This window comes from Streptomyces sp. NPDC059255, from assembly GCF_042752355.1.
In the GTDB taxonomy this organism is placed as follows: Bacteria; Actinomycetota; Actinomycetes; order Streptomycetales; family Streptomycetaceae; genus Streptomyces.
Genome location: NZ_JBHYZP010000007.1, coordinates 191,934 through 205,081 on the forward strand (window position 1 = coordinate 191,934; position 13,148 = coordinate 205,081).

Genomic DNA, 13,148 nt, shown 5'->3' on the forward strand with positions numbered 1-13,148 from the left:
GGCGCCACGACCGGGCCTGGAGGCGGTCCCCCACTCGCCGTACCTGAGCGGAACGTCTCGCCAAGGCACACCCGTTCATGTCCGCCGCCGTATGCCGTCTGTCCAACTGTCGCAAAGATCAGTTCACACGCGCGCACATGCGCCTGCGCCCGTTCCTGGCGGAGACGGTGCGTCAGGCGAAGCACTCGGCCGCTCCCGTGGCGGGCTGACCACGGTACTGGTCCCGGACCTCAGGGCGTTGCTGGAAGCCGGCTGCCTGGTAGGTCGCGATGGCACCGACATTGGAGCTCGGAGTGCAGACGATCGCGCTCGACGATCCAAGCTCCTGGAGTGCGGCCGCCGCGGCGACGCTGATCGCCTTGCCGTAGCCGTGACGGCGATGTTCCCGATGTACGCCCATCGGTTCGAGCAACCCGGGCCTCCCCGGACCGGCCGACCACACCGTCACCGCCGCCACCGCGTTGCCCCGGTCGTCGTACGCGACCAGACACCGGGCGTCGGCGTACGGCATTCCGGCCGCCATCGCGTGCCAGCGCTCGTCCGTGAAGCTCGACCCGTCCCACGCTGCCCGGTGTACGGCGGTGAACACGTGCGCCTGCTCCGGCCCGACCACTCCGATCCGCACGCCTGGGGCCTTCACCGGCTCCGTAAGGTCGCGGCGCAGCGGCGTCCACGGCTCGTCGGCGTTCCAGCCGTCCTCGAACAGCAGGTCCTGGACCAGCGCGCCCATCGGCGACTCGACGCTCACCGTCCCCCGGGGCAGCACGCCGCGCTCCGGCTCGGTGACGTCTTCGACCAACCGCCGTGCCAACTCCTCGTTGCGCGGGGCGTCCGGCGCGATCGCCAGTCGCAACAGCCCGGGGCCGTCCAGCAGTCCGACGGCGAGAATCCGTCCGTCCCGGCTCCAGGTCCTGACCGCAGCGGCGGTCACTTCAGCACCTGACCGCCAGAACCAGCCCAGGTCTCCCGGATGCAGTTGCATCGGTGCCCCGTCGTTCTGCCACTCCCGCAGCACACCCACGGCCCTGCTCAGCCCGTCGACTCCCGGCCTGCCTGATGCAATCGTCATACCTTCGATCACACCGCAGCGCATCGACAGTCCGCACCCGGATTTCGGCCGGCCGACGTGGTGCGGGTTCGGGCACTCGGGAAGGGATCGTGAACGCCGTGGCGAAAGCGGAGGTTGCTCAGGCTGAGCGCAGGCAGAAAGGGTGTCCGGCCGGGCTGGAGTAGACCCGGCTGCCCCTCTGAGGCTCTGGATGGACGTCGCCAGTGGGTTGCAGGCGACTGGCACCGGCTTCCCTCGCCGTCCCGTCGGCGGTCGAGAGATGCGCCGGGATGATGCCGCCGTCGACGCGGAACTGTGCTCCTGCGAGCCACTTCGCGCGCCCGGATGCGAGGAAGGCGATCAGCTCGGCGACGTCCTCGGGATCGCCCGGGCGGCCCATCGGCACCTGGAGATTCCGCTGATGCCATCACGTCCACTGCGCGCCGACGCGCGCCGCAACCGCGAGGCGCTCCTCACCTCGGCGCGGGATGCGTTCCTCGGCGGCGACGCCGACGCCCACGTCGAGGAGATCGCCCGCAGGGCCGGGGTGGCCGTCGGAACGCTCTACCGCCACTTCGAGACACGCGAAACCCTCGTCGAGGAGGTCTATCGCAAGGAAGTCGACGAACTGTGCGCCGCTCCCGCACAGCTTTTGGGCCAACACGCCCCGCACGAGGCACTGCGGCGCTTCCTGCTGATGCTGGTGGACCACGCGGCCGTGGGCAAAGGAATGGCCGTCGCCCTGGAGAGCATCATGGCAACGGACTCACCGGTCTTCGACAACGCCCGCACCCAGATGGCCAACGCCCTCACCGAACTGCTCGACGCGGGCACCACGGCCGGCACCGTCCGCGGCGGCGTCACCGGCCCCACCCTGCTACGCGCCCTGGGCGGCATCTGTCACCTGCGCGCCACCGAAGGCTGGCAGGACGAAGCCCGGCAGATCACCACCCTGCTCTTCGACGGTCTGCGCTTCGGCGCCCCACGAGTTACCTGAGACGGCCGCCCCGCCGGACTCACCGAGCGGGATCCCTTCTTCGGCGGCCAATGCCCGGCACGGCGACAGTGCCTCGGTATCGGTGACCCGGTGGAGCGAGTGCACGCACTTCGCCCGAAGGCTGCCCGGTGGCCGGCTGAGACCGATGTCGCGCTTCCGGCCAAATGTCGTTCGGCCGTGCCTTTCGGCGTCGCGTCGGACCGCGAGGTGGGTAATGTCCGCTCGCCGCCTTTCCGCTCTCATGCCCCAGGGGGTCTCGTGTCAGGCCTGCCACGTCCGGCACCCATGGCGCGTGCCGTCAAGGAAGCCATGGGCGGATTGCCGTCCCAGTTCTGGTGGTTGTGGGCGAGCACGCTGATCAACCGGCTCGGCGGCTTCGTGACGACGTTCCTCGCGCTCTACCTGACGACGGAACGGGGCCTGTCGGCCAGCTTCGCGGGCATGGTGGCCGCGCTGTACGGAGGGGGCGGCGCCGTCGCCTCCATCGTGGCGGGGGTACTGGCGGACCGTGTGGGCCGCCGCCCCACGCTCCTGGTCTCCCAGCTGACCACCGCCGCCGCCATGGCGGTCCTCGGATTCAGCCGGGACCCGGCGTTGATCGCGGTGGTCGTGACCGTCCTGGGGGTGACCGCCAATGCCGCGCGGCCATGCATCCAGGCGATCATCGCCGACCTGGTGCCGGACAAAGACCGCGTCCGGGCCTTCTCGCTCAACTACTGGGCCGTGAACATCGGTTTCGGCGTGGCGTCGGCCGCCGCCGGCCTGATCGCCGAGCACGGATACCTGCTGCTGTTCCTCGGCAACTCGGCGTCCGTCCTGCTCTGCGCGGTCGTCATCTTCCTCAAGGTGCCCGAGACCAGGCCCCAGGACGGCCCGGCCGCCGCCGACACCGCCGACGTGTCCGCGCGGCCCGTGACGGGTCTGGGCGCGGTACTGCGCGACGGCCGCTTCATGGGCGTGGTCCTCCTGTCCTTCCTGGTCTCCCTCGTGCTCATGCAGTACACCACCTCACTGCCGGTCAGCATGGGGAAGGAGGGCTTCTCCAGCGCGGACTACGGCATCGTCATCAGCATGAACGGACTGGTGGTCGTCCTCGCCCAGATTCCCGTCACAAGAGCCCTCAGGGGCGTCAGGCCTTCCACCGTCCTGATCATCGCCTCCCTGCTCTCGGGCTTCGGCTTCGGACTCACGGCCCTCGCTCACTCCGTGCCCTTCTACATCCTGACGGTCTGCGTCTGGACCATCGGCGAGATCATGCACAACCCGACCAGCATGTCCATGGCAGCGGCACTCTCGCCGGCCCATGCCCGAGGCCGCTACCAGGGCATCTACGCACTGGCGTTGTCGGGAGGGACCTTCGCGGGCCCGTTGCTCGGCGGTGTCGTCATCGACCGGTTCGGATCCGACACCCTGTGGGCGGGATGCGCCGTCATCGGCATGGCGGCCGCTCTGGGCTACGGGGCACTGGCCAAACCACTGGGCAAGGTGATCCCCCCTACCGCACCGGCCGGATCACAGCCCGGAAGAGAGCCCGAACTCGAAGGCGACCCAGGCCGCCGACCAGGGACGCTTTCTGCGCCACCCTGACGCCCCGGGCCCCGTGCCCTGGAGGAGGCGAGGGGCGCCGGAACGGGCCCGCTCAGCTTCCGACCGCCGTCAGCGCCTGGTCGAGGGCCTGGAGGAAACGGTTCGTCGTGGTGCGGTCCCGGACCGCCAGGCGGAGCCAGCGGGGGCCCAGGCCAGGGAAGGTGTCGCCGCGTCGGGCCGCGAAGCCCAGGGTGCGCAACCGGGCCCGTACCGCGTCCGCGCGGTCCATCGCGATCAGGACGAACGGGCCCGCCGCGGCGGCCACCACCTGTACCTCCTCGAACTCCGCCAGCCCCGCCAGCAGATGCGCGCGCTCCACCGCCATCCCGCGCGCCGCCCGCTCCGCCTCCGCGAGCGCGGCGGGCTCCATGCACGCCCGCGCCGCCGCCAGCGCGGGTGTCGAGACCGGCCACAGCGGTTGGACGCGCTCCAGCGCCGCCACGGTGTCCGGCTCGGCCAGCACGTACCCGATGCGCAGTCCGGCCAGCCCCCAGGTCTTGGTCAGGCTGCGCAGCACCACCAGGCCCGGTAGGTCCGTGCGCGCCGCCAGCGCCTCCGGCTCGCCCGGTACCGCGTCCATGAACGCCTCGTCCACCACGAGCGTCCGGCCCGGCCGGGCCAGTTTCGCGATCGCCTCGGCCGGGTGGAGCACGGACGTCGGGTTGGTCGGGTTGCCGATCACCACCAGATCGGCCTCCTCGGGCACCTCCGCGGGATCGAGCCGGAAGCCCTCGCCCGCCCGCAGCAGCACCCGGCGCACCTCGTGTCCCGCGTCCCGCAGCGCCGCCTCCGGCTCCGTGAACTGCGGATGCACGACCACGGGCGCGCGGGCCGGCAGCGCCCGCGCGAGCAGGACGAACGCCTCCGCCGCCCCCGCAGTCAGCAGCACCCGCTCCACCGGCAGCCCGTGCCGCGCCGCGACCGCCGCGCGCGCCGCGCGGCCGTCGGGGTAGGCCGCGAGCCCGGTCAGCGAGTCGGCGATCCGCTCGCGCAGCCAGACCGGGGGCGTGCCCGTACGGACGTTGACGGCGAGGTCGACCAGGCCCTCCGCGCAGTCCCGGACCTCCGCGTCGCCGTGATGGCGCAGGTCGTAGCGGTCAGCGCGCGTAGACATGGCGGCCGCCGCTGAGGTGGTCATCGGATATCGCGGCGGATCGGCCGGACCGGGCCCACGGCGGCCGGGGGCAGGAACCCGGTAGGTACCGGGGGCTCGGTCCGCGCTGGTGGAGTGCCATGCTCACTGTTCACTCTGCTCTCGATGGACGGGATGGTTCCGGACGGCCGGGAAGGGCCGGGCGGCTCGGGGCGGGCCGCCCGGGGCCGCCGGGGCGGGCACTGACGACACCGACATCATTTCCCTCCGTGCCGGTTCCACTCCGACTGGCCCCTGCACGCCACCGCGCAGGTCGCCCGCGCGGGCCCGGCGGCGGGGTTCGATTTCCGTTTCGGTACGAGCAGACGCCCGCCGCCCGCGAGCGCCGCGGCCTCCGCGACGGACCCGGTGCCCACGGCCGCCAGCGGCGCGGCCGACGGACGCGGTACGGCGATCCCGGCCAGCAGCTCGGCCGGATACCCCCGTACGGGTACACCGAGCCGCGCCGCCGCCCCGGCGATCCCCGCGGCCCCGGCCTTCGCGTCGAGCGTCGCCAACTCGACCACGCGGGACGGCGGAAGCCCCGCCTCCCGCAGCGTCTCCTCGATCAGCCCGAGCACCTCCGCGGCACAGGCCCCGGCGCGCGCGCCCACCCCCACCACCAGTCCGTCACGCGGTTCCTGAGGTGCGGGGGACCGCTCCGATCGGCTATGCAGGGGCGCATGGCGGTCTTCGTCGCGCTCGGCGCGTTCCTCATGACGCTGTTCGGCGGCTGGACGGCGCAGCGCGTCACCGACCGGCGCCATCTCGTCCTCGGACTGGCCGGTGGGCTGATGCTCGGGGTGGTCGGCCTCGACCTGCTGCCCGAGGCGCTGCACGCCGCCGGCGAGGAGTTCCTGGGGGTGCCGCGGGCGCTGCTGCTCTTCGTCGGCGGCTTCCTCGTCGCCCATCTGGTCGAGCGGCTGCTCGCCGTCCGGCAGGCCTCCCACGGCGGCGCCCCGCACGGCGGCCACGCCCACGCCCCCGGTCACGCCCCCACCTCCGGTCACGCCCCCACCTCCGGCCACGCGCATCCCCACCACGGGCCCGCCTCCGGCGCGGACGGGCGCGTCCCCCAGCTGGGGCTGACCGCCGCCGCGGCCATGGTGGGACACAGCCTGATGGACGGCATCGCCCTCGGCGCGGCCTTCCAGGTCGGCGGCGGCATGGGCACGGCCGTCGCCCTCGCCGTCATCGCCCATGACTTCGCCGACGGCTTCAACACGTACACGATCACCAGCCTGTACGGGAACGACCGCCGCCGGGCGATCACCATGCTCGTCGCGGACGCGCTCGCGCCGGTCGTCGGTGCCGCGTCCACGCTGCTCTTCACGCTCCCGGAGGAGGTGCTCGGCAGCTACCTCGGGTTCTTCGGCGGCGTCCTGCTCTATCTCGCCGCCGCCGAGATCCTGCCCGAGGCGCACCACGACCACCCGGCCCGCTCCACGCTCCTGTGCACCGTCCTGGGCGTGGGCTTCATCTGGCTGGTGGTGGGGATCGCCGGGTGACTCCTCGGGCAGAAGGGTGTGGGGGAGCGCGCTCGGGAAGGTGTTCGGGACGCGGACGGTCACCGCCCTTCCACGCCCCCGGACGCGCCTACCGCCCGGGCCACGAACCGCCGTGCCATCTCCGGCGCCGCCGCCCAGTGCGTGTGCAGATAGCTCGCGTGCACGCCCCCGCTGACGAACCCCTCCACCCGGCGCTCGGGATGTACCACCCCCCACGCGGGCTCCGCCCCGGCCCCCGGCTCCAGCACCGTACGGTGGAACTCGTGGCCCCGTACCCGGGTCCCGGCAGCCGCCAGCGCGCTGTCGCCGATCGCCACCGCCTCCCGGTAGCCCAGCGTCAGCCGCCCCGACATCCGCGCGTCGGCGGGCAGCACCCCGCACATCGGCTTCCCGTCCAGGGAGCGCGCCAGATAGAGCAGCCCGGCGCACTCGGCGGCCACCGGCGCGCCCGCGTACGCCAGTTCCGCCACCGCCTTGCGCAACGGCTCGTTGGCGGACAGCTCCGGCGCGTACACCTCGGGGAAGCCGCCGCCGATCACCACCCCGCGCGTCGCCGCGGGCAGCGCCTCGTCCCGCAGCGGGTCGAAGGGGACGACCTCGGCGCCGGCCGCCGTCAGCAGCTCGGTGTGTTCCGCGTACGAGAACGTGAACGCCGGCCCGCCGGCCACCGCGATCACCGGCCGCTCGCGCCCCGGGCCCACCACCGGCGCCACGCCCGGCTCCCACGCCTCCGCGGCCAGCTCGGGCGCGCTGCGCGCCAGCGCCAGCAGCGCCTCCAGGTCGCATCCGGCCCGGACCCGCCCGGCCAGCTCCCGCGTCGCGTCGAGCGCGTCCGCGCGCCGCTCGGCCACCGGCACCAGACCGAGGTGGCGCGCGGGCGCGGCGACCTGGTCCGTACGGCGCAGCACCCCCATGACGGGCACCCCGGCCCCGTCCAGCGCGTCCCGCAGCAGCCGCTCGTGCCGGTCGGTGGCGACCTTGTTGAGGATCACCCCGCCGATCCGCACCTCCGGGTCCCAGGAGGCGAAGCCGTGCACCAGTGCCGCCACCGAACGCGACTGCGACGAGGCGTCCACGACCAGCACCACCGGCGCCCGCAGCAGCTTCGACACCTGGGCGGTGGAGGCCAGTTCGCCCTGGTCGGAGGCGCCGTCGTACAGCCCCATCACGCCCTCGACGATCGCCAGGTCGCACCCCGCCGCGCCGTACGCGAACAGCGGCCCGATCAGCCCGGGGCCGCACATGTACGCGTCGAGGTTCCGGCCGGGACGCGTCCGGCCGCCGCCGGACCCCGCGGACGCCGAGGACCCCGACGACACCGCCAGCGTGTGGTAGCCGGGGTCGATGTAGTCCGGCCCGACCTTGTGCGGGGAGACGGCGAGGCCGCGCTCCGAGAACGCCGCCATCAGGCCCGTCGCGACCGTCGTCTTCCCGTTTCCGGAGGACGGCGCGGCGATGACCAGACGCGGGACGTTCACCACTCGATGCCCCTCTGGCCCTTCTGTCCCGCGTCCATCGGATGCTTGACCTTCGTCATCTCCGTGACCAGGTCCGCGAAGTCCATCAGCTCGGGCGGCGCGTTGCGCCCGGTGATCACCACATGCTGGGTTCCGGGCCGGTTCCGCAGCACCTCGATCACCTCGTCGGTCGCCACCCACCCCCAGTGCAGCGGGTACGCGAACTCGTCCAGCACGTACAGCTTGTGCGTCTCGGCCGCCAGATCGCGCTTGACCTGCTCCCAGCCCTCCCGCGCCGCCTCCTCGTTGGAGTACTGCGCGTCCCGCTGCACCCAGGACCAGCCCTCGCCCATCTTGTGCCAGGAGACGGAGCCGCCCTCGCCGCTCGCCCCGAGCACCTTGAGCGCCCGCTCCTCGCCGACCTTCCACTTCGCGGACTTCACGAACTGGAAGACGCCGACCGGCCACCCCTGCGTCCAGGCGCGCAGCGCGAGCCCGAACGCCGCCGTCGACTTGCCCTTGCCGGTGCCCGTGTGGACCAGCACCAGCGGACGGTTGCGGCGCTGACGGGTGGTGAGACCGTCGTCCGGTACGTTCTCCGGCTGTCCCTGCGGCATTACGCGGCCCTCCTGGGGTCTGCGGTGACGTAACCCTCGCGGTGTCCGTCACTCCTCTGCTGTACGTCCCTGACCAGCCCGGCGATGCGGTCGGCCCGCAGCTCGTCCAGCGTGACCGCCGTCCCCGCCAGCTCACCGGCGAGGGACGCGGCGAGCCCGAGCCGTACCGGACCGGTCTCGCAGTCCACGACCACCGACGCCGTCCCGTCCGCCGCGTGCAGCCGCGCCGCGCGCGCCGCAAGCGCCACCGGGTCCCGGCCGCCCGTCGCCCGCCCGTCCGTCACCACCAGCAGCAGCGGACGGCGCGCCGGGTCCCGCATCCGCTCCACCCGCAGTACGTCGTGCGCCTTCAGCAGCCCGGCCGCCAGCGGGGTCCGCCCGCCCGTCGGCAGGGACTCCAGCCGGGCCGCCGCCGCGTCCACCGAGGATGTCGGGGGCAGCGCCAGCTCCGCGTCCTTCCCCCGGAAGGTGATCAGACCGACCTTGTCGCGCCGCTGGTACGCGTCGAGCAGCAGCGACAGCACCGCGCCCTTCACGGCGCTCATCCGCCGCCTGGCCGCCATCGACCCGGACGCGTCGACCACGAACAGCACGAGATTGCCCTCGCGCCCCTCCTTGGTCGCCTGCCGCAGATCGTCCCTGCGCATCACCAGGCCGGGACCGCTGCGCCCGCGCGCCCGCTGGTGCGGCGCCGCCGCCTGCACGGTCGCGGCGAGATGCAGCTTGGTCAGCGCGCCCCGGGGCCGCCGCGACCCGGTCGTCCTGCCGCGCTCGGTACGGGCCCGCGAGCGGCGCCCGGCCGCCCCCTCGCCCAGCCCCGGCACGCTCAGCACCTTCGTACGGAACGGCTCGGCGGCCCGTACGGGGGACTGCTCACCGGCCCCGGTGTGCCGGCGCTGCGGCTCGCCCTCCGGCTGGGGCTCCGGCTGCCGCGGTACGGGGGTGTCGTCCGGCGCCGGTCCGTCCTGCGCGGGTGGCTCGGGGGCCCCGGGGGTCTCGGGGCCCTGCTCCGGCGGCTGCCCGCCGCCGCCCCCGGGCCCGTCCGGTCCGTCGGGGCCATCCGGTCCGTCCGGCCCGTCCGGATCCGGGTCCTCGTCGCGCTCGTCGCCCTTGAACTCCTCCAGCGTCTCGTCGAGCTTCTCCTCGTCGAGCCCCGGCGCGTCGAAGGGGTTGCGGCGCCTGCGGTGCGGTAGCGCCAGCAGCGCGGCCTGCCGGACGTCGTCGGCGGTGACGTCCGTACGCCCCGCCCACGCGGCCAGCGCCGTCGCCGTCCGCGCCATCACGATGTCCGCGCGCATCCCGTCCACCTCGAACGCGGCGCAGGTCGCGGCGATCTGCCGCAGCGCCGTGTCCCCGAGGCGTACGTCCGGCAGCAGGGCCCGTGCCGCGACGATCCGTTCCCGCAGCGCGCTCTCCTCACCGGCCCAGCGCGCCGCGAACCCGGCCGGGTCGTCGTCGTACGCCAGGCGCCGCCTGACCACCTCCACCCGCAGATCGGGCTCGCGGGACGCCGCGACCTCGACGGTCAGCCCGAAGCGGTCCAGCAACTGCGGCCGCAGCTCGCCCTCCTCCGGGTTCATCGTCCCGACCAGCAGGAAGCGCGCGGCGTGCCGTACGGAGACGCCCTCGCGCTCGACGTACGAGGCGCCCATGGCCGCCGCGTCCAGCAGTAGATCCACCAGGTGGTCGTGGAGCAGGTTGACCTCGTCCACGTACAGCACACCGCGGTGCGCGTCCGCCAGCAGCCCCGGCTCGAACGCCTTCACGCCCTCGGACAGGGCCCGTTCGATGTCCAGGGCCCCCACGAGCCGGTCCTCGGAGGCGCCCACGGGCAGCTCGACCATCCGCGCGGCGCGCGCCCCGCCGGGCACCCGCCCGTCCACCCCGTGCGGCCCGTCCGGGCACCGCGGGTCCGGCGCGGCCGGGTCGCAGCTGAATCGGCACCCCGTCACCACCGGCACCTCGGGGAGCAGCGCGGCCAGCGCCCGTACGGCCGTCGACTTCGCGGTGCCCTTCTCACCCCGTACCAGGACGCCGCCGACCGCCGGACTGACCGCGTTCAGCAGCAGGCCGAGCCGCAGATCGTCCATGCCCACCACGGCGGTGAACGGAAAGGGGGTGCTCATAGGCTGATCGCTCCTTCGGGTTCGGGTTCGGGTGACTCGTCGATGACCGGACGGACTCCGGGGCCGCGCGCGGCGCTCACGGCGCTTCCGGCTTCGGCGCTCACGGCGCCCCCGGCGGGATGAACGGCAGCCCCGCCGGGGCGCCCTCCTCGATCAGCCGCAGCAGCGCCGCCGTGTCCGCGTGCTCCTCGACGAGGTCCGCGAGCAGGTCGAGCTGTTCCTCGCGCAGCGCGCCGAAGCTCGTGCCGGGCGCGGGCACGAACCGCCGGCCTGCCGCCCGCGCCACCTCCGTCAGGAACCGCCGCCGGAACGCGTCGCTCTCCAGCGCCCCGTGCCAGTGCGTGCCCTGGACGGCCCCGGCCCGGCAGCCGTCCAGCGCCCGCCCCTGCGGGTCCGAGACGAAGGCGTCGCCGCCGCGCACGTCCGCCACGCCGTGATGGATCTCGTACCCCTCGACGCGCTCGCCGAGGGCCACCCCGACCGGCCGCGCGAGGGTCTTCTCCCGGTCGAACCTGACCCGTACGGGCAGCAGTCCGAGCCCGGCCACCGACCCCGCCCGGGACTCCACCTCGTCGTCGATCCGCTCGCCGAGGATCTGGTAGCCGCCGCAGATCCCCAGCACGGGACGGCCCTCGGCGGCCCGCAGGACCAGCGCGTCGGCGAGCCCGCGCTCCCGCAGCCAGGCCAGCGCCCGCACCGTGCCGCGCGTGCCCGGCACGATCACCAGGTCGGCATCGGACAGTTCCTCGGGACGGTCCACGAACCGCACCACGACCCCGGGCTCCGCCGCCAGCGCGTCCACATCGGTGAAGTTCGACATGAGGGGTACGGCGCAGACCGCGATCCGCAGCACGTCCTCGCCGTACGGGGGAGCCACCACCGACTCGCGGGCGCCACCGCGCAGCGAGACCCGCAGCCCGTCCTCCTCGTCGATCCCCAGGCCGTGCCGGAAGGGCAGCACCCCGAGCGTCGCCCGCCCGGTCAGCCCGCGGAGCATGTCGAGCCCCGGCTCCAGCAGCGACACGTCGCCCCGGAACTTGTTGACGAGATACCCCGCGACCAGCGCCTGGTCCTCGGGGCTCAGCAGCGCGGTCGTCCCGAAGAAGGAGGCGAACACCCCGCCCCGGTCGATGTCCCCGACCACGACCACCGGCAGCCGGGCGGCCCGCGCGATGCCCATGTTCACGATGTCCGTACGGCGCAGATTGATCTCCGCCGGGCTGCCGGCGCCCTCGCAGATCACGGCGTCGTACGTGGACCGCAGCTCCGCCAGGCACTCCAGTACGGGCCCGAGCAGCGCCTCCTGCCGGCCTCCGTGGTAGCCGCGGGCACTGAGCTCCCCGACCGGCTTCCCCATCAGCACCACCTGGCTGCTGCGGTCGCCGCCCGGCTTCAGCAGGACGGGGTTCATCAGCGCGGTCGGCTCCACCCGCGCGGCCTGCGCCTGCATCGCCTGGGCGCGCCCGATCTCCGCCCCCTCGCGGGTCACGAACGAGTTCAGCGACATGTTCTGGCCCTTGAACGGCGCGACCTTCACGCCTTGGCGCACCAGCCAGCGGCAGATCCCCGCCGTGACGACGCTCTTGCCCGCGTCGGAGGTCGTCCCGGCGATCAGCAGCCCTCCGCCGAGCCCCGCGCCCCCACCGTTCCCGCTCATGTACGCCTCCCACCGCGCGCTGCCGCGCGCACCGCGCCGTATACGACCCGGCCGGTGACACAGGCCGCGAGCGCGAGCACGTTGACCCGGCCGGCCAGCCGTACGGCGCGCTCGATGTCCGGGACCCCGACCGGGCGCCCCGTACCGTTCAGGACAGGCCGGTGCTCCACCCGCCCGCCGTACGCCAGGGTCCCGCCGAGCCGTACGCCCAGCGCCCCGGCGAACGACGCCTCCACCGGGCCCGCGTTGGGGCTCGGATGGCGGTGCGCGTCCTGCCGCAGGGCCCGCAGCGCGCCGCGCCGGTCCGGGCCCGCGGCGACGGCCAGCGCGGCGGTCAGCCGGGCTCCTGGCCACCCCACGACGTCGTCGAGGCGGGCCGAGGCCCAGCCGAACCGGCGGTAACGGGCGCTCTTGTGACCCACCATCGCGTCCAGGGTGTTCACGGCGCGGAACCCCACGAGCCCCGGCGTCCCGGCGAGCGCGCCCCACACCAGCGCGCCGACGACGGCGTCGGAGGTGTTCTCGGCGACGGACTCCACGACGGCGCGCGCGATCTGGCCCTCGTCCAGGGAGTACGGGTCACGCCCGCACAGGTGCGGCAGCCGCCCGCGGGCCCCTTCGAGGTCCCCGGCGGCGAGCGCCGCACCGACGGCCCGTGCCTCCCGGCCCAGCGAGGTGCCCCCCACCACGGCCCAGGTGGCGGCGGCGGTCAGCGTCACGGCGGCGGCGGGCCGTTCGCGTACGGTCGCCGCGGCCAGTGCCGCGGCTCCGGCAGCGGCTCCGGCGCAGAGCGTGGTGTGCAGCGCGCCCCGGCCGCGGTGGTCGCGCCACAGCGCGCGCTCGACAGCCCCCGCGGCCCGGCCGAAGGCGGCCACCGGATGTCCCCGGCGCGGATCGCCGAACAGCCGGTCGGCCAGGAGTCCGAGGGTGGCGCCGTACGCGAAGACCCGCGCGGCGGCAGGGGCGGCCCGGCCGCCGCCGCGCGCGGCGGCAGAACCGCAGCCAGGCATGGCGAAGTG

General features: G+C 74.2%; 11 protein-coding genes and 1 pseudogene. 3 read left to right on the forward strand and 9 right to left on the reverse strand.

Annotated elements, in window-relative coordinates:
• Positions 1 to 172 precede the first annotated feature (172 nt).
• Both ACFXKG_RS12525 and ACFXKG_RS12530 read right to left on the reverse strand, forming a co-directional pair.
• On the reverse strand, positions 173 to 1,069 hold the full coding sequence (locus tag ACFXKG_RS12525) for a GNAT family N-acetyltransferase (RefSeq protein WP_384836351.1): 897 nt from the start codon (positions 1,067 to 1,069) through the stop codon (positions 173 to 175).
• Positions 1,070 to 1,334: 265 nt separating this feature from the next.
• Positions 1,335 to 1,463: pseudogene (locus ACFXKG_RS12530) on the reverse strand (SDR family oxidoreductase); the annotation flags it as partial.
• A gap of 6 nt (positions 1,464 to 1,469) precedes the next feature.
• Here ACFXKG_RS12530 and ACFXKG_RS12535 point away from each other — a divergent pair.
• Complete coding sequence (locus ACFXKG_RS12535; RefSeq protein ID WP_384836354.1) at positions 1,470 to 2,045, forward strand: TetR/AcrR family transcriptional regulator; 576 nt, start codon at positions 1,470 to 1,472, stop codon at positions 2,043 to 2,045.
• A 309-nt stretch (positions 2,046 to 2,354) separates the two neighbouring features.
• The gene (locus tag ACFXKG_RS12540; RefSeq protein ID WP_384836357.1) at positions 2,355 to 3,632 is read left to right on the forward strand and encodes an MDR family MFS transporter; all 1,278 of its coding nucleotides are present in this window, start codon (positions 2,355 to 2,357) and stop codon (positions 3,630 to 3,632) included.
• Positions 3,633 to 3,684: 52 nt separating this feature from the next.
• Here the strand turns inward: ACFXKG_RS12540 and cobC are convergent, their stop codons facing one another.
• The gene (gene cobC, locus ACFXKG_RS12545; protein ID WP_384836360.1) at positions 3,685 to 4,746 is read right to left on the reverse strand and encodes an Rv2231c family pyridoxal phosphate-dependent protein CobC; all 1,062 of its coding nucleotides are present in this window, start codon (positions 4,744 to 4,746) and stop codon (positions 3,685 to 3,687) included.
• A 236-nt stretch (positions 4,747 to 4,982) separates the two neighbouring features.
• On the reverse strand, positions 4,983 to 5,378 hold the full coding sequence (locus ACFXKG_RS12550) for a cobalamin biosynthesis protein (RefSeq protein ID WP_384836363.1): 396 nt from the start codon (positions 5,376 to 5,378) through the stop codon (positions 4,983 to 4,985).
• Positions 5,379 to 5,447: 69 nt separating this feature from the next.
• On the opposite strand from ACFXKG_RS12550, the gene ACFXKG_RS12555 reads away from it, so the two are divergent.
• Entirely contained in the window at positions 5,448 to 6,272 is an 825-nt protein-coding gene (locus ACFXKG_RS12555) for a ZIP family metal transporter (protein WP_384836365.1), read from the forward strand.
• A gap of 59 nt (positions 6,273 to 6,331) precedes the next feature.
• Here the strand turns inward: ACFXKG_RS12555 and ACFXKG_RS12560 are convergent, their stop codons facing one another.
• From ACFXKG_RS12560 to ACFXKG_RS12580, 5 genes are all read right to left on the reverse strand, one after another.
• The gene (locus ACFXKG_RS12560; RefSeq protein ID WP_384836368.1) at positions 6,332 to 7,753 is read right to left on the reverse strand and encodes a cobyrinate a,c-diamide synthase; all 1,422 of its coding nucleotides are present in this window, start codon (positions 7,751 to 7,753) and stop codon (positions 6,332 to 6,334) included.
• Positions 7,747 to 8,346 (reverse strand): cob(I)yrinic acid a,c-diamide adenosyltransferase, encoded by a 600-nt coding sequence (gene cobO, locus ACFXKG_RS12565; RefSeq protein ID WP_382889479.1) that lies wholly within the window; start codon positions 8,344 to 8,346, stop codon positions 7,747 to 7,749. The genes ACFXKG_RS12560 and cobO overlap by 7 nt, the downstream gene beginning before the upstream one ends.
• Entirely contained in the window at positions 8,346 to 10,472 is a 2,127-nt protein-coding gene (locus ACFXKG_RS12570) for a putative cobaltochelatase (protein ID WP_384836373.1), read from the reverse strand. Before ACFXKG_RS12570 ends, cobO begins: the two co-directional genes overlap by 1 nt.
• A 100-nt stretch (positions 10,473 to 10,572) precedes the next feature.
• Positions 10,573 to 12,129, reverse strand: coding sequence for a cobyric acid synthase (locus ACFXKG_RS12575; protein ID WP_384836376.1), 1,557 nt, complete (start codon positions 12,127 to 12,129; stop codon positions 10,573 to 10,575).
• On the reverse strand, positions 12,126 to 13,139 hold the full coding sequence (locus ACFXKG_RS12580; RefSeq protein WP_384836379.1) for a cobalamin biosynthesis protein: 1,014 nt from the start codon (positions 13,137 to 13,139) through the stop codon (positions 12,126 to 12,128). The genes ACFXKG_RS12575 and ACFXKG_RS12580 overlap by 4 nt, the downstream gene beginning before the upstream one ends.
• Positions 13,140 to 13,148: the final 9 nt, after the last annotated feature.

What these genes read in the sequence shown, in the direction of transcription:
- ACFXKG_RS12555 (WP_384836365.1), top strand. Translation starts at nt 5,448, where the DNA reads ATGGCGGTCTTCGTCGCGCTCGGCGCGTTCCTCATGACGCTGTTCGGC.
- ACFXKG_RS12570 (WP_384836373.1), bottom strand. Translation starts at nt 10,472, where the DNA reads ATGAGCACCCCCTTTCCGTTCACCGCCGTGGTGGGCATGGACGATCTG.
- ACFXKG_RS12525 (WP_384836351.1), bottom strand. Translation starts at nt 1,069, where the DNA reads ATGACGATTGCATCAGGCAGGCCGGGAGTCGACGGGCTGAGCAGGGCC.
- cobO (WP_382889479.1), bottom strand. Translation starts at nt 8,346, where the DNA reads ATGCCGCAGGGACAGCCGGAGAACGTACCGGACGACGGTCTCACCACC.
- ACFXKG_RS12535 (WP_384836354.1), top strand. Translation starts at nt 1,470, where the DNA reads ATGCCATCACGTCCACTGCGCGCCGACGCGCGCCGCAACCGCGAGGCG.
- ACFXKG_RS12540 (WP_384836357.1), top strand. Translation starts at nt 2,355, where the DNA reads ATGGGCGGATTGCCGTCCCAGTTCTGGTGGTTGTGGGCGAGCACGCTG.
- ACFXKG_RS12575 (WP_384836376.1), bottom strand. Translation starts at nt 12,129, where the DNA reads ATGAGCGGGAACGGTGGGGGCGCGGGGCTCGGCGGAGGGCTGCTGATC.
- ACFXKG_RS12580 (WP_384836379.1), bottom strand. Translation starts at nt 13,139, where the DNA reads ATGCCTGGCTGCGGTTCTGCCGCCGCGCGCGGCGGCGGCCGGGCCGCC.
- cobC (WP_384836360.1), bottom strand. Translation starts at nt 4,746, where the DNA reads ATGTCTACGCGCGCTGACCGCTACGACCTGCGCCATCACGGCGACGCG.